At 72.2% G+C, this 20,717-nt stretch carries 23 protein-coding genes; 10 read left to right on the top strand and 13 right to left on the bottom strand.

The features are described 5' to 3' along the window. Nucleotides 1-199: 199 nt before the first annotated feature. Nucleotides 200-595: a hypothetical protein gene (locus tag IF00_RS0115335; protein ID WP_030318362.1), complete on the bottom strand. Its 396-nt coding sequence runs from the start codon at nt 593-595 to the stop codon at nt 200-202. Nucleotides 596-872: 277 nt separating this feature from the next. On the opposite strand from IF00_RS0115335, the gene IF00_RS0115330 reads away from it, so the two are divergent. Next, nucleotides 873-2,027, top strand: a complete 1,155-nt coding sequence (locus tag IF00_RS0115330; RefSeq protein ID WP_030318358.1) for an adenosine deaminase — start codon at nt 873-875, stop codon at nt 2,025-2,027. Between the two features lie 175 nt (nt 2,028-2,202). Next, nucleotides 2,203-2,568 (top strand): hypothetical protein, encoded by a 366-nt coding sequence (locus tag IF00_RS0115325; protein WP_030318356.1) that lies wholly within the window; start codon nt 2,203-2,205, stop codon nt 2,566-2,568. 83 nt (nt 2,569-2,651) lie between these two features. Here the strand turns inward: IF00_RS0115325 and IF00_RS0115320 are convergent, their stop codons facing one another. The 5 genes from IF00_RS0115320 to afsQ1 all read right to left on the bottom strand — a co-directional run bounded on the left by IF00_RS0115320 (nt 2,652) and on the right by afsQ1 (nt 6,540). Next, nucleotides 2,652-2,852: a PspC domain-containing protein gene (locus IF00_RS0115320; protein WP_030318354.1), complete on the bottom strand. Its 201-nt coding sequence runs from the start codon at nt 2,850-2,852 to the stop codon at nt 2,652-2,654. A 90-nt stretch (nt 2,853-2,942) separates the two neighbouring features. Continuing rightward, a complete protein-coding gene (locus IF00_RS0115315) occupies nt 2,943-3,524 on the bottom strand; it encodes a VanZ family protein (RefSeq protein ID WP_030318352.1) in 582 nt (193 codons plus the stop codon). A 207-nt stretch (nt 3,525-3,731) separates the two neighbouring features. After that, nucleotides 3,732-4,340 carry a hypothetical protein gene (locus IF00_RS0115310; protein WP_030318350.1) on the bottom strand — a complete coding sequence of 203 codons (609 nt, stop codon included), beginning with the start codon at nt 4,338-4,340 and terminating at the stop codon, nt 3,732-3,734. Beyond that, on the bottom strand, nt 4,337-5,866 hold the full coding sequence (locus IF00_RS0115305) for a sensor histidine kinase (RefSeq protein ID WP_030318348.1): 1,530 nt from the start codon (nt 5,864-5,866) through the stop codon (nt 4,337-4,339). Before IF00_RS0115305 ends, IF00_RS0115310 begins: the two co-directional genes overlap by 4 nt. Next, complete coding sequence (gene afsQ1, locus IF00_RS0115300; protein WP_017239746.1) at nt 5,863-6,540, bottom strand: two-component system response regulator AfsQ1; 678 nt, start codon at nt 6,538-6,540, stop codon at nt 5,863-5,865. Before afsQ1 ends, IF00_RS0115305 begins: the two co-directional genes overlap by 4 nt. Before the next feature lie 170 nt (nt 6,541-6,710). Between afsQ1 and IF00_RS0115295 the strand changes: the two genes are divergently transcribed. After that, on the top strand, nt 6,711-7,430 hold the full coding sequence (locus tag IF00_RS0115295) for a SigE family RNA polymerase sigma factor (RefSeq protein ID WP_030318346.1): 720 nt from the start codon (nt 6,711-6,713) through the stop codon (nt 7,428-7,430). A gap of 144 nt (nt 7,431-7,574) precedes the next feature. Here the strand turns inward: IF00_RS0115295 and IF00_RS0115290 are convergent, their stop codons facing one another. Then, entirely contained in the window at nt 7,575-8,270 is a 696-nt protein-coding gene (locus IF00_RS0115290; protein WP_078944699.1) for a uridine kinase family protein, read from the bottom strand. 60 nt (nt 8,271-8,330) lie between these two features. On the opposite strand from IF00_RS0115290, the gene IF00_RS0115285 reads away from it, so the two are divergent. Further along, entirely contained in the window at nt 8,331-8,729 is a 399-nt protein-coding gene (locus IF00_RS0115285; RefSeq protein ID WP_030318342.1) for a hypothetical protein, read from the top strand. Here the strand turns inward: IF00_RS0115285 and IF00_RS0115280 are convergent. Together IF00_RS0115280 and IF00_RS0115275 are read right to left on the bottom strand one after the other, a co-directional pair. Continuing rightward, complete coding sequence (locus IF00_RS0115280) at nt 8,662-10,182, bottom strand: DHA2 family efflux MFS transporter permease subunit (protein ID WP_030318341.1); 1,521 nt, start codon at nt 10,180-10,182, stop codon at nt 8,662-8,664. The genes IF00_RS0115285 and IF00_RS0115280 overlap by 68 nt on opposite strands. Before the next feature lie 3 nt (nt 10,183-10,185). Continuing rightward, nucleotides 10,186-10,776 (bottom strand): NADPH-dependent FMN reductase, encoded by a 591-nt coding sequence (locus IF00_RS0115275; RefSeq protein ID WP_030318340.1) that lies wholly within the window; start codon nt 10,774-10,776, stop codon nt 10,186-10,188. 126 nt (nt 10,777-10,902) lie between these two features. On the opposite strand from IF00_RS0115275, the gene IF00_RS0115270 reads away from it, so the two are divergent. After that, nucleotides 10,903-11,637, top strand: coding sequence for a TetR/AcrR family transcriptional regulator (locus IF00_RS0115270; RefSeq protein ID WP_030318339.1), 735 nt, complete (start codon nt 10,903-10,905; stop codon nt 11,635-11,637). A gap of 42 nt (nt 11,638-11,679) precedes the next feature. On the opposite strand, the gene IF00_RS0115265 is transcribed toward IF00_RS0115270, so the two are convergent. From IF00_RS0115265 to deoC, 3 genes are read right to left on the bottom strand one after another with little or no spacing between them, the layout of a single operon-like run. After that, nucleotides 11,680-12,576, bottom strand: coding sequence for an aldehyde dehydrogenase family protein (locus IF00_RS0115265; RefSeq protein ID WP_030318337.1), 897 nt, complete (start codon nt 12,574-12,576; stop codon nt 11,680-11,682). Next, nucleotides 12,569-14,005 (bottom strand): aldehyde dehydrogenase family protein, encoded by a 1,437-nt coding sequence (locus IF00_RS0115260; RefSeq protein WP_030318335.1) that lies wholly within the window; start codon nt 14,003-14,005, stop codon nt 12,569-12,571. Before IF00_RS0115260 ends, IF00_RS0115265 begins: the two co-directional genes overlap by 8 nt. Nucleotides 14,006-14,010: 5 nt before the next feature. Beyond that, a complete protein-coding gene (gene deoC / locus IF00_RS0115255) occupies nt 14,011-14,970 on the bottom strand; it encodes a deoxyribose-phosphate aldolase (protein WP_030318333.1) in 960 nt (319 codons plus the stop codon). Nucleotides 14,971-15,256: 286 nt separating this feature from the next. Between deoC and IF00_RS42670 the strand changes: the two genes are divergently transcribed. From IF00_RS42670 to IF00_RS45020, 5 genes are all read left to right on the top strand, one after another. Then, a complete protein-coding gene (locus IF00_RS42670) occupies nt 15,257-16,591 on the top strand; it encodes a hypothetical protein (RefSeq protein ID WP_030318332.1) in 1,335 nt (444 codons plus the stop codon). A gap of 181 nt (nt 16,592-16,772) precedes the next feature. Further along, nucleotides 16,773-17,420: a class F sortase gene (locus IF00_RS0115245; RefSeq protein ID WP_030318331.1), complete on the top strand. Its 648-nt coding sequence runs from the start codon at nt 16,773-16,775 to the stop codon at nt 17,418-17,420. 34 nt (nt 17,421-17,454) lie between these two features. Next, a complete protein-coding gene (locus IF00_RS0115240) occupies nt 17,455-18,201 on the top strand; it encodes a PH domain-containing protein (RefSeq protein WP_030318330.1) in 747 nt (248 codons plus the stop codon). 93 nt (nt 18,202-18,294) lie between these two features. Further along, complete coding sequence (locus IF00_RS0115235) at nt 18,295-18,648, top strand: DUF1508 domain-containing protein (protein ID WP_158710469.1); 354 nt, start codon at nt 18,295-18,297, stop codon at nt 18,646-18,648. Nucleotides 18,649-18,726: 78 nt separating this feature from the next. After that, a complete protein-coding gene (locus tag IF00_RS45020; RefSeq protein WP_209439768.1) occupies nt 18,727-18,879 on the top strand; it encodes a hypothetical protein in 153 nt (50 codons plus the stop codon). A 145-nt stretch (nt 18,880-19,024) separates the two neighbouring features. Here IF00_RS45020 and IF00_RS0115225 read toward each other — a convergent pair whose 3' ends face one another. Next, entirely contained in the window at nt 19,025-20,677 is a 1,653-nt protein-coding gene (locus IF00_RS0115225) for a phospho-sugar mutase (protein WP_030318328.1), read from the bottom strand. Nucleotides 20,678-20,717 lie beyond the last annotated feature (40 nt).

The raw sequence follows: 20,717 nt of genomic DNA, 5'->3' as shown, positions 1-20,717 counted from the left end.
CCGGTCGACGTGCCGGGTGGTTTTCGCCCGCGAGGGCACAGCGGTGCACTCGCGGGAGAGTCCGTCGTCTTTGTCCGGGCCGGCGGCCCGCGTGGCGGGGGGAACGGCCGCCGCACGGGCCGCCGGTCGACTTCAGCGGCGGTCGCGTGCCCCGCTGTTCACGCCCGTCGGTGGCCGGGCGAGTGCTTCCGGGCGGGTGTTACCGGGTGGGCTTGGCCAGAGCGGTCTTGCCGGTGGCGCCCTTGGTGCTGGTGGTGGCAGGCGTGGTGGTGGCACCCTTGGCGGCGGTGGTCGCACCGGTGGCGGTGCGGCCGAGGAGCCCGGTCGGACCGACGAGCCCGGTCGGGCCGAGGAGCCCCGACGGGCCGAGGAGCCCGGTCGGGCCGAGGAGCCCGTTCTCGCCGCTGAGAGAGATGTCCCCCAGGAGCTCCGGAGCGTAGTTCACCTCCTGGGAGCAGGAGCCGAACGTGCTGTTCTGGCAGCTGTGGTCGAGGCTCTGGTTCGACTGGTCGGTGTCGGCCTGCGAGGTGCCCATCATGCCGAGCGACAGGGCGCCCGCCGAGAGTGCGACGAGCAGTCCACGGATGTAGCGCATGCCACGCCCTTTCCTGGTCCGGCGGGTATCGGCTCCCGCCGTGATCGACTCACGTAACCGCGAGCCGGCCGGACCCGGCGCACCCGGAGAAGCCGGTGTCGTCTCAACAGGCCAATAAGTCGTATACGCGAAGGTCTGAACGCGGGGGTCCGAACGCGGGCTCCGCCTCCTCGGCGTGCCGGTGACGCGGCATCAGAGCACGTGCGGGTGGGGGAGATCGGACGCGGACCCCGCGCCACGGGGCGCGCTCTACGCGCGTAGGGGCTAGCATGCGGAAATGACGAGCCAGACTGCCAGCGTCCCCTCCGCGGACCAGATCCGCCGTGCCCCGAAGGTGCTGCTCCACGACCACCTCGACGGCGGACTGCGCCCCGGCACGATCATCGAACTCGCCCGGGAGCAGGGCTATCGGCAGCTCCCCGAGACGGAGCCCGACAAGCTCGGCATCTGGTTCCGCGAAGCCGCCGACTCCGGGTCCCTCGAGCGGTACCTGGAGACCTTCGCGCACACCTGCGCCGTCATGCAGACGCGCGACGCCCTCTTCCGTGTCGCCGCCGAGTGCGCGGTCGACCTCGCCGAGGACGGTGTCGTGTACGCGGAGGTGCGCTACGCGCCCGAGCAGCACCTGGAGGCCGGCCTCACCCTGGAGGAGGTCGTCGAGGCCGTCAACGAGGGCTTCCGCGAGGGCGAACGACAGGCCAGGGCCAACGGGCACCGCATCCGGGTCGGCGCCCTGCTCACCGCGATGCGGCACGCCGCCCGCGCGCTGGAGATCGCCGAGCTCGCCAACCGCTACCGCGACACCGGCGTCGTCGGCTTCGACATCGCGGGCGCCGAGGCCGGCTACCCGCCCACCCGCCACCTCGACGCCTTCGAGTACCTCAAGCGGGAGAACAACCACTTCACGATCCACGCGGGCGAGGCCTTCGGGCTGCCCTCGATCTGGCAGGCGCTCCAGTGGTGCGGCGCCGACCGGCTCGGGCACGGCGTCCGGATCATCGACGACATCGAGGTCGCCGACGACGGTTCGGTGACCCTCGGCCGGCTCGCCGCCTATGTCCGTGACAAGCGGATCCCGCTGGAGATGTGCCCCTCCTCCAACCTCCAGACCGGCGCCGCGGCCTCCTTCGCCGAGCACCCCATCGGTCTGCTCCGCAAGCTGCACTTCCGGGCCACGGTCAACACCGACAACCGGCTCATGAGCGGGACCAGCATGAGCCGTGAATTCGAGCTGCTGACCGAAGCATTCGATTACACGCTCGACGACATGCAGTGGTTCACGGTCAATGCGATGAAATCAGCGTTCATTCCTTTCGATGAACGCCTGGCCATGATCAACGAGGTCATCAAGCCCGGATATGCCGAGCTGAAGTCCGAATGGCTGTTCCAGCAGACCGCCACGACCAGCGACTCTTCCCGTACGGCGGGCTGAACGGCACCCCGTCAAGGGGGACAGGGCGGCCGGGAAAAGCACGACACCCGGCCGCTTTCCGGTGTTTGCGGACGGGTCGATCACTGGTTAGGTTGCAGAGCCGCTCTGCATTCCAACAGGATTTCCCCGCCCGGCTTTCCCGGAAGCCCCCGGATTCCACAAGGAAGATTTTCAGATGAAGCAGTCTGCCGCCAAGAAGCTCGGTGTCGCCGCTCTCGGTGCCGCTTTCGCCGCTGCCGCCGCCGGCACGGCCTCCGCCGCCCCGGTCGCGCCCGCCACCCCCGACGCGCTCGGCCTGGTGACCCAGACCGTGCCGCTGGGTGACGACCTCACCAAGCTCCCCGACGGCGCGGCCGAGTCCCTCGGTGCCGGCCAGGGCGCCCTCGGCCAGGGTCTCGACCAGGGCGTGAAGACCCTCCCGGCCGCCGCCGGACAGGCCACCCAGAGCCTCCCGCTCGACGCCGCCGCCGGTGGCCTCGGCGCCACCCCGCTGGGCGGCCTCCTCGGCGGCCTGCCGCTGCAGGGCCTGCCGCTCGGCTGACCCCGGGGCCGTACACGGCTCTCCGTACGCCGAAGGGGCGCGCACCCGGTCTCCCGGGCACGCGCCCCTTCGGCGTACGTGCGTCACCAGGCCGTGGTGGCCTTCCGCTCGTCCGGCATGAAGATCCACAGGCCGATGTAGATCAGGAACTGCGGGCCGGGCAGCAGGCACGAGACCAGGAAGATCAGACGCATCGTGTTCGCGGAGATGCCGAAGCGCCGGGCCAGGCCCGCGCACACTCCGCCGATCACGCGTCCGTCACGGGGGCGGGTCAGTGCGGCCATGGTGGGCTCCTTCGGAGTCGGTCCGGGAGCCGCTCCGTCGGGCTCCCGATGACTCCATGGTGCCGCCGGAGGGCCGTCCGGGGCGTCGGTCTACCGGGCGATCGGGACCCTGGGAATCGTCGGGGTCGCACCCTGAGACCCCTCGTTCCGCAGCAGGGCGGAACCCCGACCCGGCCTGCTCCCCGCGGAGGAGTCCGTCCGCCCCTCGTCCGACCTGCGGCGCAGCCAGGTGCGGCCGGCCGGGACGAAGAGGAGATGCGCGAGCGCGACCCCGGCGGTGTTCAGGAGGACCGAGTCCACGTCCACGACCTGACCGGGCACCGCGGTCTGCAGGAGCTCCACGGCGAGGGACACCAGCGCGCCGGCGGCGGTCGTACGGGTGAGGGAGGCCCACCCGGAGACATGGAGCCGCCCGTCGGCCATCGGGAGCAGGATCCCGAGCGGGGCGAGGAGCAGCAGCCCCTCGCCGATCAGCCGGGCGGCCTCGGCGGTGCCGAGGGCGAGGTCGGCGCGGAGGCCGTCGAAGGGGACGACGTTCGGCGCGGTCACCCAGGCGACGTCCCGTGGACGCAGGCCGACCCAGGCGACGAGCAGCAGATGCGCGAGGACGAGGGCGAACCCTGCCACGCGGACGACCACGGCGGCACTGCCGCCCGAACCTTGACGCTGCACGCCCCCCAAGACGCCCCGAACGGCGACATCGGTTCCGCCGAACCACACGGGACCCCGAGCGTGGCCGATCGCCCCGCCGGTCGTCACCCACCCGCACGTGCCACGCCCGCACCCCGGTCACCCGCCACGGGGCTGCGCCCGCCACCACCGCCACCTCCGTGCGGGCTGCGCCCGCCACCACCGCCCTCCCATGGGAGCGGCGGGGCGTCAGGGAGTTGTCGGGGCTGTGGGCGGGGTGGATTCCGGGCGTTCGCGGAGTTCGGTCGTGCAGCGGTAGCGCTTCGGGGCGTACGCGCCCGGGCCGCCGAGCAGGACCGTCTGCTCCCCCGCCCCCGCAGAGCTCGCCGCGAAGGTACAGACCAGCTGCGAAAGGGCCGTCGGCGCCAGGTCCTCCGGCTGACGGCTGAGCCTCAGCGTGCCCGCCGGGTCGCCCTTGTAGCCGCCGTTCACCACCAGCGGGCCGCGGACCGCCGTCGTGAACCCGGCCCGCTGCTCGCTCTCCGAGGGCTCGGCCATCAGCTGCGAGAGCAGCCCCGACGCCGTGCGCACCGGGTCGCCGCCCGCCTTCTCCTCCGGCAGCGAGCGTCGGTCGACCGCCTCCAGCTGTGAGCCGCAGACCAGGAACACCCGGACCGGCAGGCCCTGCACCGCCGAGCCCGTCGTCCCCTCCTGCGTCATGCTGCACGGGACCCGGGACGGGGCCGCGCCGGCGTCCACCGGAACCGATGTCGTCCTGATCCCGCAGCCGGTGGCCAGCGCGGTGAGCGCGACGAGCCCGGCCACCACGGCCGTACGCCCCACAGTGCGGCGTCTCACGCTTCCTCCACCTCGCCCTGGCTGCTGCGGGTCTGCACCTCGCGGGTGATCCCCGACGCGTCGAGCGGCAGCCGCAGCACGAACACCGCGCCGTCCACCGCACCGTCCTCGCCGACAGAGTTGGCGGCGGTGATCGAACCGCCGTGGATCAGCGCGTTCTCCATGGCGATCGACAGGCCGAGACCGCTTCCTTCAGACCGCGGCCGGGACGCGCTCGCCTTGTAGAAGCGGTCGAAGACGTGCGGCAGCACCTCTTCGGGGATGCCGGGGCCGTGGTCCCGTACCGCGATGACCAATTCGTCGTCCTCGGTGCGCACCGAGACCCGGACCGGGGAACCGCCGTGCTTCAGCGCGTTCCCGATCAGGTTCGCCAGGATCACGTCGAGCCGGCGCGGATCGAGCGGCGCCACGATGCCGCGCTCGGCGTCGAGGTCGACCGCGTCGAGCCACGCGCGCGCGTCGATGCACGCGGTGATCTGGTCGGCGATGTCCACCTCGTCGAGGACGAGCCGGGCGGTGCCCGCGTCGAAGCGGGTCACTTCCATGAGGTTCTCGACCAGGTCGTTGAGCCTCCGGGTCTCGCTGACCACCAGGGCGACCGCGGGGGCGATCATGGGGTCGAGGGAGTCCTGCTCGTCCTCCAGAACCTCCGTGACGGCGGTGAGTGCGGTCAGCGGGGTCCGCAGCTCGTGCGACATGTCGGCGACGAACCGCCGGGAGGACTCCTCGCGGGCGCTCATGTCCGCGACCTTCTTCTGCAGGGACTCGGCCGCGCTGTTGAACGTCCTGGTGAGATCGGCCAGTTCGTCGGCGCCGGTGACCCGGAGCCGGGTGTCGAGCTTGCCCTCGCCGAGCTGCTTGGCCGCCTCGCCGAGCCGGTGCACCGGACGCAGCACGGTCGTCGCCGCGACCTGCGCGAGCAGCACGGATCCGGCCACCGCGAGCGCGGTCGCGATTCCGAGCGACCAGGCCAGCGAGTTCAGGTCGGCCTTCTCCGCGGCCAGCGACTTGAACATGTAGCCGGCGGGCCCGCCGCCGTCGATCCGCGTCCCGCCGACCAGGTACGGCGTCCCGTTCCGCTCCGTACGCTGCCAGAACAGGTGGTACGGGTACGGGTTGGCCTCGGTCACCGGGCGCTCGGTGTCCACGGCCTCGCGCAGCGAGCGCGGCACGTCGGCCAGGGTGAAGTCGTCCGGGTCCGAGGCGCCGACGATCGGCTTGCCGGCGTCCCGCTCGCCGAGCAGCAGTACCTGGTAGTTGGCGCTGCCCGTCGCCATCAGTTCGGCCGTCCGCCGCAGATCCTCCTGCGTGGGCCTCAGCGGCAGCGTCGCCGCCCGGTTCTGCATCTCCTGCCGGAAGTCGTTGAGCGCCCCGTCCTGGGTACGCGTCAGCACCGCCTCGCGGTTCAGCCAGTACGCGATGCCGGAGGCGGCGACGGCCGCGGTGAGCGCGACCAGGGCGAAGACGACGACAAGACGCAGCCGCAGGCTGGAGAGACGCAGCCGCGTGACGATCCCCTTGCTCACGCAGGAACGTCCAGCCGGTAGCCGACCCCGCGCACGGTGCGGATGAGCGTCGGCGAGGACGGGACGTCCTCCACCTTGGCGCGCAGCCGCTGCACGCAGGCGTCGACGAGCCGCGAGTCGCCCAGGTAGTCGTGCTCCCACACGAGCCGCAGCAACTGCTGCCGGGAGAGCGCCTGTCCGGGCCGGCGGCTCAGCTCCAGGAGCAGCCGCAGCTCGGTCGGGGTGAGCTGGAGGTCCTCGCCGTTCTTGGTGACCGTCATCGCCGAGCGGTCGATCACCAGTGAGCCGTAGGTCGCCGAGTCCGTCGACTCCCGCTCACCGCGCCGCAGTACGGCCCGGATCCGGGCGTCGAGGACGCGGCCCTGCACCGGCTTGACGACATAGTCGTCGGCTCCGGACTCCAGGCCCACGACCACGTCGATGTCGTCGCTGCGCGCGGTCAGCAGGATGATCGGCAACTGGTCCGTGCGGCGGATGCGCCGGCAGACCTCGAAGCCGTCGATGCCGGGCAGCATGACGTCGAGCACGACCAGGTCCGGCCGCTGCTCGCGCAACAGCTGGAGGCCGTCCTCACCGGTCGCGGCAGTGGCCACCCGGTGGCCCTGCCGCGACAGGGAGAGTTCGAGGGCCGTGCGGATGGCGTCGTCGTCCTCGATCAGCAACAGAAAAGGCACGGGCAACATTCTGTCGCATTCGGCCGTCCGAGTTCGACCGCTGGGAGGCGCGCTTCTGACCCGGGCCCTGTGACACGCCTGTGACAGTCGGCGGACAACGCCATGAAGTCCGATGGGCAAGCTTCTTGGCACACGGACCGAAACACACTCCAACCGACGGGGGGCGCCGGATGAACGCACTGCACAGCACCACCTCAAGCGCAGTAGTCACGCGTCTCCACGACGTCGTACGGAGCACGGAGAAGTCCGGCGCGGTGAACGGGCGGGGGTGCGTTCGCAGCGTCGGGCGTCAGCGCAAGGCGCCGTACATGGTGGCCATTGCTGACGGGGGAGCGGCGTACGGGGAGGTCACGGGGGAGCGCAACTGTTCGGAAGCCGAGTTCACGGCTTACGTCCAGGAGCGTCGTGCCTCCCTGTACGCCACCGCCTACCACCTCACCGGTGACCGGTTCGAGGCCGAGGACCTGCTCCAGAGCGCGCTGTTCTCCACGTACCGCGCCTGGGAGCGGATCAGTGACAAGGCCGCGGTCGGCGGGTACCTCCGCCGCACCATGACCAATCTGCACATCAGCGCCTGGCGCCGGCGCAAGCTCAACGAGTACCCGACCGAGGAGCTCCCGGAGACGGTGGGCGAGACGGACGCGATGCGCGGCACGGAGCTGCGCGCGGTGCTGTGGCAGGCGCTGGCCCGGCTGCCCGAGCTCCAGCGGACGATGCTGGTGCTGCGCTACTACGAGGGCCGTACCGATCCGGAGATCGCGGAGATCCTGGACATCAGTGTCGGCACGGTGAAGTCGAGCATCTGGCGGTCGCTGCGGCGACTGCGCGAGGACGAGGTGCTCAGCTTCGGCCGTGACGAGGAGGAGTCCTTCGGCGAGCTGGTGGCCTGAAGGCTGGGGGGAAAGACCCACGGGGGCTACGGGGGAAACGAAGCCGTCGGGGGAGCACGGGGGAACCGTACGGGGGTACGGGGAATGGCGACGCGGGTCGTACGGGCTGGGGGGCTCGTACGACCCGCGTCGTGTTTTCTGCTGTCAGCTCGCCGCGGGCGTCTTGTGGCGGCCCGCTGCCGCAGCTGCCAGGCGGCCCAGGGCCTCCGGCTTGGCGCAGGGGTGGGCGCCCAGTTCCGACTGGCGGGCGACGATCGCACGCTCCGCCCGCATCAGACGCCAGCCGCGGCGCAGCAGGAACGGGACCGACTTGCGGCCCTCGCGCAGGTCGCGGGCGAGCCGGCGGCGGAAGGTCGTCGAGGGGCGGCCGCGCAGGCAGAGCGCGTCGGCGAGGACGTCGAGCTCACGGCAGCGGGCCACGATCTCGGCCGCGAAGATCCCCTCCGCCACGAACAGCGGCGTCCGCCCGATGTCCAGCCGCTCGCGGTCCACCCGCGAGCTGGTGGCGAGGTCGTACACGGGGACGTCGGTCCGCCCCGTACGGCACAGTTCGACGATGGCGGCGACGGCCGTGTCCGCGTCCCAGGACCCCGGGGAGTCCCAGTCGATGTCCGAGCTGCCCTCGACAAGAGGGAGGGTCGGGTCGTCGGCCTCCTTGTAGAAGTCGTCGAGGCGCAGGACCGGGAGACCGGTGACGGCGGCGAGGGACGACTTGCCGGAGCCTGAGGGGCCCGCGAGCAGGACGACACGGGTCGGGATCGGTTGGGAACTCACGGGACACCAGTGTGAAGCATTCCCCCGTGCAGGGGACCCCCGAGGAAGCCCGTTGGTATCGAGCATCACACCTCAACTACTGTCGGTGTCCGATCGATTACCCGTGGAATGCTCGGAAGGATCACCATGGCGCGTCACGCAGAACCCCGGAGCCCCCGTCGCAGCGCCCTGCTCGCGGCAGGCCTCACCGTCACGGCGGCGGGCGCGGCGGTGCTCGGCGCCGGCGCGTCGGCGCAGGCCGTGGCCCCGGTGCCGCTGCCCGTCGACTCGCTGACCAGGACGGACGCCACCGCGGCCGGTGCGGGTGCGCTGTCCGGTGTCACCCACGGGATCGGCCCGCTGACCCGGCTCCAGCTCGACCCGCTGGCCAACACCGGCGTCGACCCGCTCGACAACGGCCTCGGCACCCAGGTCGCCGACTTCAAGCCGGTGGGCACCAACCTGGTGACCGACCACGTCACGAAGGGCGGGGCAGTGGCCGATCTGCCGGTGGCCGGTCCTCTGACGCGGGGGCTTCTTCCGTAACGGAGCCGGTCTCGGGCCGCAGCGGCGCGTCCCGTACGAGCCAGGCCGCGGCGAAGGCCAGGGCGGCGAGCAGCGCCGTGCCGAGCAGCACCCCGTGCACCCCGCTCGTCACCGCCGCCCCCAGGCCCTCCCGTACCGGCTCCGGCAGGCGCAGGGCCTGCGCCGGGGTCAGGTGGGTGTCGGCCCCGCCGAGACGCGCGGTGAACACCGCGCCGAGGACGGCCACGCCGAGCGAGCCGCCGAGCGTCCGCACGAGTGTGACGGTGCCGCTCGCCGCGCCCATGTCGCGCGGCTCGGCGCCGTACATCGTGACGAGCAGCGTGGCCTGCATGAGGAAGCCCATGCCCGCGCCGACGACCACGGTGAGCCCGGAGGCGACGGCGACGGGGGTGTCCACGTCGAGGAGCAGCAGGACGAGTGCGCCCGCCGTCATCAGCGCACCTCCGAGGATCGGGTACATGCGGTAGCGGCCGGTACGGGCGATGATCCGGCCCGAGGCCAGCTGTGCGGCGACCATGGCGAGCATCAGCGGGAGCAGCAGCAGTCCGCTCGCCGTGGACGACTGTCCGCGGGCGAACTGCAGGTACTGCGGGAGATAGTTCAGGGCGGCGATCATGCCCGCGCCGACCAGGAAGCTCAGGATCTGCGCCAGGGTGAAGTTGCGTGTGCGGAAGAGCCGGGGCGGGATCACGGGCTCCTCGGCCCGCCGCTCGACCCTGACGAACCAGGCGAGCGCCACGACCGCGATCGTGCCCAGGGCCAGGATCCGGGGCGAGGTCCAGGCGTGGGCGGTGCCGGCCCAGCCGGCGAGCAGGGTCAGCGCCAGGACCCCGGCGGTCAGCAGCAGGGCTCCCGCCCAGTCGACGCGGGCCCGGACCCGCGGGGTCCGTACGCGCAGGCTGAGCGAGACGATCAGCAGGGCGGCGAGGCCGACGGGCAGGTTGACGTAGAAGGCCCAGCGCCAGTTCAGATGGTCGGTGAGGAGGCCGCCGACGAGCGGGCCGCCGGCGAAGGCCACCGGCAGCATCGCCCCGGTGACGGCCTGGACCCGGGCGCTGTCCTTCGGTGCGACCAGGGTGCCGATGAGGGCGAAGGCGCCGACCATCAGGCCTCCGGCGCCGACGCCCTGGAGGGCGCGGAAGGCGATGAGCTGCCCCATGCTCTGCGCGAGGCCGGAGAGGACCGACCCGGCGAGGAAGACACCGACGGCGGAGAGGTAGCCGCCCTTGCGGCCGTAGAGGTCGCCGAGCTTGCCCCAGAGCGGGGTGGCGACGGCGGCGGTGAGGAGATAGGCGGTGACGACCCAGGGCAGCCGTTCGAGGCCGCCGAGTTCGCCCGCGATGGTCGGGAGCGCGGTGCCGACGATCGTGCCGTCGAGCGTCGCGAGGACGATGCCGAGCATGAGCCCGGTGACGCCCAGGTAGGGGATGCGCCTCTCTTGAGGGGGCGTCACGGCTCAGGCCGCGTAGGGCTTGTGGGCGCGGGCGGCGCGCAGTGCCTCGCCCCACCAGACGAGTTGGTCGAGCATCGCCTTCGCCGCGGTGTCGGCGGCGGGGTCAACGGCCCGGCCGCTCTCGTCGAACTTCCCCCAGACGCCCTGGAGTCCGACCGTCTCGCGGATGGTGACGGCGTGCAGCTCGGCGAAGACGCCGCGCAGGTGTTCGACGGCGCGCAGTCCGGCGGAGAAGCCGCCGTAGGCGACGAAGCCGACGGGCTTGGCCTGCCATTCCCTGCCGTGCCAGTCGATCGCGTTCTTCAGGGAGGCCGGGTAGCTGTGGTTGTACTCGGGGGTCACCACGACGAAGGCGTCGGCGGCGGCCAGACGCGGTGACACGGCGGCGAGCAGGGCGCGGTCCTCGGCGTGCTCGGGGGCCTGGCCGAGGTGCGGGAAGACGGTCGGCAGCGGGGTCTCGGCCAGGTCGATCAGGTCGGCGGTCAGATCGGGGCGTTCGGCGGCGTGGGTGAGCAGCCAGTTCGCGACGACGGGGCCGAGGCGGCCGTCGCGGGTCGAGCCCTGGATCACGGCGATGTGGAGCGGAGCGGTCACGGGTCCCCCTGGACGGTGATGTGCGCGACGGGATGTGTACGGCGTATACCGATCGGTGTACAACGTACACGCCGATGTGTACGGCGTCCACAACGCATACGCTGTACGCGAGAGAAGGAGGTCCGAGTGGCGAAGAAGGACGAGACGGACGAGGTCTCGCTGTGGGAGCGCCTGGAGCGGCCCGCGGCGGCACCGCGGGCGTCCCTCAGCGCGGGGAGGATCGCCGACGTCGCGATCGGCATCGCGGACCGCGAGGGTTTCGCCGCCGTGACGATGCGGAAGGTCGCCACCGAACTGGGCGTCGCGCCCATGGCCGCCTACCGGCACGTCAACGGCAAGGACGAGCTGTGGGCGCTCATGATCGACCGGGTGTCCGGCGAGCTGGCGCCGGTGGACGAGATCTCGGGCTGGCGGGAGACGCTCCGCGCGTACGCGCTGCGCACCCGGGAGATGATGCTGCGCCACCCCTGGCTGGCCCACATGCCGGCGCCGCTCTTCGCGCTCACCCCGACCCGGATGGCGGCGGCCGAGCACCAGCTGGCCTCGCTCGACGGGCTCGGGCTCGACGCCGACACGATGATGGCCGCGTTCCGGGCGGTCAACGCGTACGTCCACGGGGCCACCCAGTCCGAGGCCGCGCTGCGCCGGTACATGGAGGAACAGGGCTGGCAGAGCGCCGACGAGACGCGGCGGGGACTCGCCCCGCAGATGTCGTACCTGATGGAGACCGGGCGCTACCCGACCTACCGGCGCTACACCCGGGGCGCGGCGCGCAAGGACGACGCGGCCTGGCAGTTCGAGACGGGACTCGACTGCGTGCTCGACGGCGTGGCGGGGCTCGTGGAACGCGGCCGGGCATGACGAAAGGCCCCCGGGATCACCCCGGGGGCCTGCCGGACCGAACTAGTACGAGGAGCCGCTCGCGCCCAGCGAACCCGTCGGGTGCCAGACCGTCTTCGTCTCCAGGAACGCCGTCATGCGGTCCGTGCCCGGGGACTCCGCGAAGTCCTCCGTGCGCGGGCGCAGGACGCGCTTCAGGTTGTCCGCCGCCGCGATCTCCAGGTCGCGGGCCAGGTCGCCCTCGGTCGCGCCCGTCAGGTCGATCGCGTTGACGTCCTGGTGGGCCGCCAGGTGCGGGCCCATCTCCGCGGCCTTGCCCGAGAGGATGTTGACGACACCGCCCGGCAGGTCGGAGGTGGCGAGCACCTCGCCCAGGGAGAGGGCCGGGAGCGGGGACTTCTCCGAGGCGATGACGACCGCCGTGTTGCCCGTGGCGATCACCGGGGCGATCACCGAGACCAGGCCGAGGAACGACGAGTCCTGCGGGGCCACGACCGTGACGACACCGGTCGGCTCGGGCGTGGAGAGGTTGAAGTACGGACCCGCGACCGGATTCGCACCGCCCACGACCTGGGCGATCTTGTCCGTCCAGCCCGCGTACCAGACCCAGCGGTCGATCGCCGCGTCGACGACCACGGCGGCCTTCGACTTCGACAGGCCCTCCGCGTCCGCGACCTCGCGGACGAACTGGTCCCGGCGGCCCTCCAGCATCTCGGCGACGCGGTAGAGGATCTGACCGCGGTTGTACGCGGTCGCGCCCGCCCAGCCGCCGAACGCCTTGCGGGCGGCGACGACCGCGTCACGGGCGTCCTTGCGGGAGGAGAGAGGAGCGTTCGCCAGCCACTTGCCCTTGGAGTCCGACACCTCGTACACCCGGCCGCTCTCGGAGCGGGGGAACTTGCCCCCGACGTACAGCTTGTAGGTCTTGAAGACGTTCAGGCGCGTCTGCTGCTCAGACATCGAGGTAGGCCTCCAGACCGTGACGGCCACCCTCGCGGCCGAAGCCCGACTCCTTGTATCCGCCGAACGGCGAGGTCGGGTCGAACTTGTTGAACGTGTTGGCCCAGACGACGCCGGCGCGGAGCTTGTTGGCGACCGCCAGGATGCGGGAGCCCTTCTCCGACCAGATGCCGGCGGAGAGGCCGTACTGGCTGTTGTTGGCCTTCGCGACGGCCTCGTCGGGCGTACGGAAGGTCAGCACCGACAGGACCGGGCCGAAGATCTCGTCGCGGGCCACGGTGTGCGCCTGCGTGACGTTCGTGAAGAGCGTCGGGGCGAACCAGTAACCGGCCTCGGGGATGTCGCAGGCGGCGGTCCAGCGCTCGGCGCCCTCCGCCTCGCCCTGCTCCACCAGCGAGGTGATCCGCGCCAGCTGCTCCGAGGAGTTGATGGCGCCGATGTCGGTGTTCTTGTCCAGCGGGTCGCCGAGGCGGAGGGTGCTCAGACGGCGCTTCAGGCTGTCGAGCAGCTCGTCCTGGATCGACTCCTGGACGAGGAGGCGCGAGCCCGCGCAGCAGACCTGGCCCTGGTTGAAGAAGATGCCGTTGACGATTCCCTCGACGGCCTGGTCGATGGGGGCGTCGTCGAAGACGATGTTGGCGCCCTTGCCGCCCAGCTCCAGGGTGACCTTCTTGTCGGTACCGGCGATCGACCGCGCGATGGCCTTGCCGACGGCCGTCGAACCGGTGAAGGCGACCTTGTTCACGTCCGGGTGCGCGACCAGTGCGGCGCCCGTCTCCCCGTACCCGGGAAGGATGTTGACGACGCCCTTCGGCAGCCCGGCCTGGCGGCAGATGTCCGCGAAGAACAGGGCGGTCAGCGGGGTCGTCTCGGCCGGCTTCAGGACGACCGTGTTGCCGGTCGCGAGCGCCGGGGCGATCTTCCACGCCAGCATGAGCAGCGGGAAGTTCCACGGGATGACCTGGCCGGCCACGCCCAGCGGCTTCGGGTTCGCCCCGTAGCCCGCGTGGTCGAGCTTGTCGGCCCAGCCCGCGTAGTAGAAGAAGTGCGCGGCGACCAGCGGGAGGTCCGCGTCGCGCGTCTCCTTGATCGGCTTGCCGTTGTCCAGCGTCTCCAGGACGGCCAGCTCACGGCTGCGCTCCTGGATGATCCGGGCGATGCGGAACAGGTACTTGGCGCGCTCGGAGCCGGGCAGTGCCGACCACTTCTCGAACGCCTTCCGGGCCGCCTTCACCGCACGGTCGACGTCCTCGGTGCCCGCCTGGGCGATCTCCGAGAGGACCTCCTCGGTGGCGGGGGAGACGGTCTTGAAGACCTTGCCGTCGGCCGCCTCGACGAACTCGCCGTCGATGAAGAGGCCGTAGTTGGGGGCGATGTCGACGACGGACCGGGACTCGGGCGCCGGTGCGTACTCGAATGCAGATGCCATGTTGATCAGTCCACCGTCACGTAATCGGGGCCGGAGTAACGGCCGGTCGCCAGCTTCTGGCGCTGCATCAGCAGGTCGTTGAGCAGGCTGGAGGCGCCGAAGCGGAACCAGTGGTTGTCCAGCCAGTCCTCACCCACGGTCTCGTTGACGAGAACCAGGAACTTGATCGCTTCCTTGGTGTTGCGGATGCCGCCGGCCGGCTTCACGCCGATCTGCACGCCGGTCTGGGCGCGGAAGTCGCGCACGGCCTCCAGCATGAGCAGGGTGTTGGCCGGGGTGGCGTTGACCGCGACCTTGCCGGTCGAGGTCTTGATGAAGTCCGCGCCGGCCATCATGCCGAGCCAGGAGGCACGGCGGATGTTGTCGTACGTGGACAGCTCGCCGGTCTCGAAGATCACCTTGAGGCGGGCGCGGTCGCCGCACTCCGCCTTGATCGCGGCGATCTGCTCGAAGACCTGGAGGTAGTGGCCGGCGAGGAAGGCGCCACGGTCGATGACCATGTCGATCTCGTCGGCGCCCGCGGCGATGGCGTCCGCCGTGTCGGCGAGCTTCACGGGGAGCGCGGCGCGGCCGGCCGGGAAGGCCGTGGCGACCGAGGCGACCTTGACGCCGGAGCCCGCGAGGGCGGCCTTGGCGGTGGCCACCATGTCCGGATAGACACAGACGGCGGCGGTCGTCGGGGTCGTGCGGTCGGTCGGATCGGGACGGACGGCCTTGGCGGCGAGCGCCCGGACCTTGCCCGGGGTGTCCGCGCCTTCGAGCGTCGTCAGGTCGATCATGGAAATGGCCAGGTCGATGGCGTACGCCTTGGACGTGGTCTTGATCGAGCGGGTGCCGAGGGACGCGGCGCGCGCCTCCAGGCCGACGGCGTCGACGCCGGGCAGCCCGTGGAGGAAGCGGCGCAGCGCACCGTCGGACGCGGTCACGTCGGCGAATGCGGATGCTGCGGATGCAGTGGTGGGCATGGTCACCAGTCGAGCATATCTACGCGCGTAGCGACCTGTACAGGGGACGGGCTTCGCAGAGCCCGAGGTCACAGGCGGCCGGTCGGCGTGGTGCCCCGCTCCGGGCCGTGGTGACGGGGCCGGTGACTCCTGTCACAGGCCCGTGACATGGAGTGGACAACTCCCGAATGCAAGATCCATAGATTCTTCCTCAGCAGCCGGCCAGACCTCGCCGAACCCCCGAACGGACTGAGAAAAAGCGGCATGCGACTCACTCGTCCACCTGCCTGATTCTCCAGGAGTCGTTATGCGCACCGCCCTTCGCACCGCCGTCACCACCGCCCTCGTCGCGGGTGTCGCCCTCACCCCCGCCGTGGCGGCGGGCACCGCCTTCGCCGCCGACGGACCGGTCACCGCCGCGCCGGCGGCCACCTCGCCGGCGAAGTCCGGCGTGAGGTCCGCCGACGTCAAGCCGTCCGACGAGGTTCCGGCCGAGGCCGGCACGGACGCCCCGGACGCGGTGGGCACCGGGAAGGACGCGCAGGGCGCGAAGACCCCGGAGGCCGGGAACACCACGAAGACCCCGGAGGCCGGGGCCACCGAGGCTTCCGCGAAGGGCGCCCTCGTCCGTACCGAGACCCTCATGACCGGCACCGTCGCCAAGATCTACAAGGTCAAGGAGCAGAACCACCGCGCCGAGCTGTTCCGCGAGGGCCACCCGGTCGGCGTCCTGGAGGCGATCACCCGCTCCGCCGCCGGCCAGGACAACGGCGAGTTCTTCGTCCTCAACCCGGACGGCACCACCCACAACTGGACCGGCAACATCGCCGGCCCCAAGCCCGGCTCCTACCGGCTCGCCGACGGGACCGTCCTCCAGCTCGCCAGCAAGGACGGCCGCTTCGGCCTCCAGCTGATCGAGAACGGCAAGGGGCGCGGCTACACCTACGTGACCGGCGGCCGCTCCGTCTGGACTTTCGGCAGGGCCGTCGTCGTCCTGGAGCAGGACGGCCAGTTCGCCGCGTACATCCCCGGTTCGTCGAAGCAGGGCGCCCCGCAGCCGGTCGCCACGGGCGGCGGGCAGACCAAGCCGTCCACCGAGCCCACCACCGGCGGGTCCGCCGTCGTCCTCGGCGCATGCACGGTCAGCCGGACGGTCGCCATCGGCGCGGGCACGAAGGCCGAGCTGTTCATGACCCGCCAGGGTCCGCTGGCCGAGTTCAGCACCGCCGACGACAACGGCCAGGACCAGGTCTTCGCGATGGTCGACCGGGCGCACCCGTCGCTGCCGAAGAGCGTCGGCATCGTCGGCCGGATCATCGACCCGCAGAGCGCCACGCCGTCGCTCTACACCCAGGTCGAGGGCGGCCCGGATGCCAAGGGCGCCACCCACGCCTTCCCGAAGCTGCCGAAGGGCTGCACCTTCGAGACGGCCCCGGGCGCCACGACGAACGGCACCGGCACCGGGATCACCACCAACACCGGTCAGACCTCCGTCATCCCCAAGGGCGCGGTCGCCGCGGGTGCCGAGCTCGGCACCGAGGACGGCAGCAACGCCCTGCTCGCGGCCGGTGCCGGGGCCTCGCTCGCGGCCGCCGGTCTGGGCTTCGTGGTCCTGCGCCGCCGGTCCGCCGCCCGCGTCTGACCCGGACTCGGCGCCACCCGCCGCGCACCCACCGCACCCCGCACCACCCGCACCACCCCGACTCCCTGCCCCTTGACCCGAGCGGGAGCGACACCCCACCCCCCGGCCGGTCGCCGCGTCCTGCGGCGGCCGGCCGGACCCCGTCCGTCGCCCGCCGTCCACGTCTGCCCGGAGCCCGCCCGTGAACCGCCGCCGTCACTCCGCCCGTATCGCCCCCGTCCTCCTGTGCGCCGTCATCGCCGCGCTCACCGGCTGTTCGGCCGGGGACGGGCAGCAGGCCGCCACCCCGCCCGCGCGGATCTCCGAGGCCACCGCCGCCCCCACGCCGACCGCGAGCTCCGCTCCCGTCCGCCCGCTCGCCCGTTCCCTGCCCGTGCGGGTCCGGATCCCCGCCGCCGGGGTGGACACCGGTCCCACCGGGCCCGTTCTGGAGCTCGGGCTCGCCGCCGACGGCACCGTCGAGGTGCCCTCGGTCGCGGACGCCGACCGGATCGGCTGGTACGACAAGGGCGTCACGCCCGGGCAGACCGGCCCCGCCGTCCTCATCGGGCACTTCGACACCGCCCGCGGCCCCGCCGTACTGAAGAACGTCTCCGAGGTCGCGGTCGGCGACGAGATCACCGTGACCCGGGCCGACGGCACCACCGCGGTCTTCCGGGTCAGGGAGCTGGAGCAGGTCGACAAGGACGCCTTCCCGACGGCCAAGGTGTACGGCGACACCGACCGTCCCGAGCTGCGCCTCATCACCTGCGGCGGCGAGCTGGTCGACGGCCACCGCCCCGACAACATCATTCTGTACGCGGATCTCGTGGCCACGCGGGCCGCCTGAGCCCCCACCACCCCACTGAGGCACAATCGGCCCCATGACGACCCCCGAGCCGACCCCCGAGCCCAGCCACGAGCCGAGCCGCGAGTCGACCCCCGAGCAGCCGGCCGCCGGGAAGAAGCCCGCGGGGCGGAAGCCCGCCGGGCAGAAGTCCGCAGGGCGGCAGTCCACCGGTCAGGAGTCCCCCGACCGGGTCTTCCGGTCGCCGCTCGGGATCGCGAGCGGGGTGTTCCTGCTGATCCTCGCGGCCCTGTTCGCCGGTGACGTGCTGTTCCGTGGCGAGGGCCGGTCGCCCTGGCTCGCGCTCGCGGGCCTCCTCCTCGCCGTGCCGCTGATCGTCGCCTTCACCATCCGGCCCGCCGTCTACGCCGACGACGACCGGCTCCGGATCCGCAACCCGTTCCGGTCGATCACGCTGCCCTGGTCGACGGTCGCCGACATCCGCGCCGGCTACTCCAGCGAGGTCTTCACCCAGGACGGCGCCAAGTACCAGCTGTGGGCCATCCCCGTCTCGCTGCGCCAGCGCAAGAAGGCGGCTCGCCGCGCCTCCCGCGCCTCCCAGGACGACCCGCACGGCCGTACCTCGGTCACCGCCGACGTACGGGACAGCGCGTCGCGCACCGCGCCCACCGACCAGACCGTCGCCGATCTGCGCGAGCTCGCCGAGCGCCGCGCCGGCACTCCGGGCGCGCGGGGCGAGGTGCGGGTGCGCTGGGCGTACGAGATCGTCGGCCCCGCGGCGGCCGGGCTGCTGCTCCTGGTGATCCTTCTCGCGACGGGCTGAGCCTTCGCGGAATCGCCACGTCCGCAGCCGGTGCGGGGCGCTGATCCGGTCAGACCGTCCTGGTCACCCTGGGGCGTGGCCAAGGACACCGGTGTGTCCGGAACGCGCTGTCCGGTCGACATGGGCGCCGACGGTCGCCACGGATGGCGACTCGTCGCGCAGAACGGGAGGGTCGTCGCGCGTTCAGGGCTCTGTTACGACGACCACGCCCGGTGCCGGGAGGGCTTCACGGCCCTCTGCGCCGGGCACGCGGACATGGCCGGCGGTGTGCAGCACACGGTCGGCGGCAACGGCTGGGTGTGGTTGCTGCGCGACGCCGAGGGACGTACCACCGCCCTCTCGGGACGCTCCTACGAGCGCCGTTCCACCTGCCGTACCGCCTATGCCCGGTCCCGTGCGCTGATCGCCGCCGAGGGGTCCAGATGGGCCTCGACCGCCCTACGGTGAACGGAAGTTGCCCCGCGCACGCCCCTCGTTCACATCGCGGGGAACACATGTCCACCGGGCGGGACTTACGTCCTTCCCGTGACGACCGAGACCCTCTCCGACTCCTGCGCCTTCTTCCTCGCCGAGCAGGGCACCCCCGGCGTGATCGTCGAGCAGGGGCCCACCGGGACCGTGTCCGACTCCCCGGACGACCCGCGCACCGCCGACCACGTCAACGGCCGCTTCGGCTGACGGGCGGGGAGGGCACGCCCCGGGCGTACGCCCCCGGCGTGCGGGAGCCGTCTGACGTCACCTGCCGCACAGGGTTCACCCGGACGGCCGAGGGGCCGGTACGGAGACTCCGTACCGGCCCCTCGGCCATGGCCCTCGCGGCGGATCAGAGTCCGGCCGAGGCCGACAGGTCCCGCTTGATCGCCACCAGCACCTCGTGGGCCGTCGCCCGCGCCGGGGCGAGGTCGACCGCCGCGGCGACCGGCACCACGACCTCCAGGTAGCACTTGAGCTTGGGCTCCGTGCCGCTCGGGCGGACGATCACCCGGGCCTTGTAGTCGCCCTCCAGGTGGTAGCGCAGCCCGTCCGTCGGGGGCAGCGACTCCGTGCCCTTCGTCAGGTCCTCCGCCGACACGACCGTCAGACCGGCGAGCGAGACCGGCGGCCGCTCACGCAGCGCCGCCATGGCGTTCGCGATGACGCTCAGGTCCTCGACCCGCACCGACAGCTGGTCCGTGGCGTGCAGCCCGTGCGCGATCGCCAGGTCGTCGAGCAGGTCGGTCAGCGTCCGGCCCTGCTCCTTGAGGACCGACGCCAGCTCGGTCACGAGCAGCGCCGCCGTGATGCCGTCCTTGTCGCGGACGCCCTCAGGGTCGACGCAGTAGCCGAGCGCCTCCTCGTAGCCGTACCGCAGGCCGTCGACGCGGGCGATCCACTTGAAGCCGGTCAGCGTCTCCTCGTAGCCGACGCCCGCGGCCTCCGCGATCCGGCCGAGCAGCGAGGACGACACGATCGACTCGGCGAACACGCCCGTCGCGCCCTTGTGCACCAGGTGCGCGGCGAGCAGCGCGCCCACCTCGTCGCCGCGGAGCATCCGCCAGCCGCCCACGACGGCCGCGTCGGGCACGGCGACGGCGCAGCGGTCGGCGTCCGGGTCGTTGGCGATGATCAGGTCGGGGTCCACGGCCCGGGCCGCCTCGAAGGCGAGGTCCATGGCACCCGGCTCCTCCGGGTTCGGGAACGCGACCGTCGGGAACGCCGGGTCCGGTTCGGCCTGCGCCGCGACGAGCGCGGGCGGCGGGAAGCCGGCCCGGGCGAACGCTGCCGTCAGGACGTCCTTGCCGACGCCGTGCATGGCCGTGTAGACGGTCCGCGCGGTGCGGGGGGACCCGGAGGTCAGGACGGCGTCCGTACGCTCCAGGTAGGCGTTCAGGACCTCGTCGCCGAGGGTCTCCCAGCCGGCCTCCGGTCGGGGTACGTCGTGCAGCGAGCGGATCGCGTCGATCTCGGCGGCGATCTCCGCGTCGGCGGGCGGCACGATCTGCGAGCCGTCGCCCAGGTAGACCTTGTAGCCGTTGTCGCGCGGCGGGTTGTGGCTCGCGGTCACCTCGACACCGGCGACGGCACCCAGATGCCTTATGGCGTACGCGAGGACGGGCGTCGGCAGCGGGCGGGGGAGGAGCGCGGCGCGCAGCCCGGCGCCGGTCATCACGGCGGCGGTGTCGCGCGCGAAGTCGGCCGACTTGTAGCGGGCGTCGTAGCCGATGACGACGAGACCGCCCTCCTGCCCCTTCGCCCTGAGGTACGCGGCGAGGCCGGCGGCGGCGCGGATGACGACCGAGCGGTTCATCCGCATGGGCCCGGCGCCCAGCTCACCGCGGAGCCCGGCGGTGCCGAACTGCAGCGTGCCGGCGAAACGGGCGGCGAGCTCGTCGCTCGCGCCGCGGTCGAGGAGCGCGGCGAGCTCCTCCCGGGTCTCCGGGTCGGGGTCCTCGGCGAGCCATGCCTGGGCCTGGGCGAGGAGATCGTCCTGCGTCACGGTGTGCCTTTCGGGGAGTCGGCGGGGGTGGGTGCGGGTG

It is taken from the genome of Streptomyces flavochromogenes (genome assembly GCF_000717595.1).
Classification (GTDB): domain Bacteria; phylum Actinomycetota; class Actinomycetes; order Streptomycetales; family Streptomycetaceae; genus Streptomyces; species Streptomyces flavochromogenes.
The sequence above is the reverse complement of the archived record's forward strand: the minus strand, read 5'-3'. Positions and strand labels throughout refer to the sequence as shown.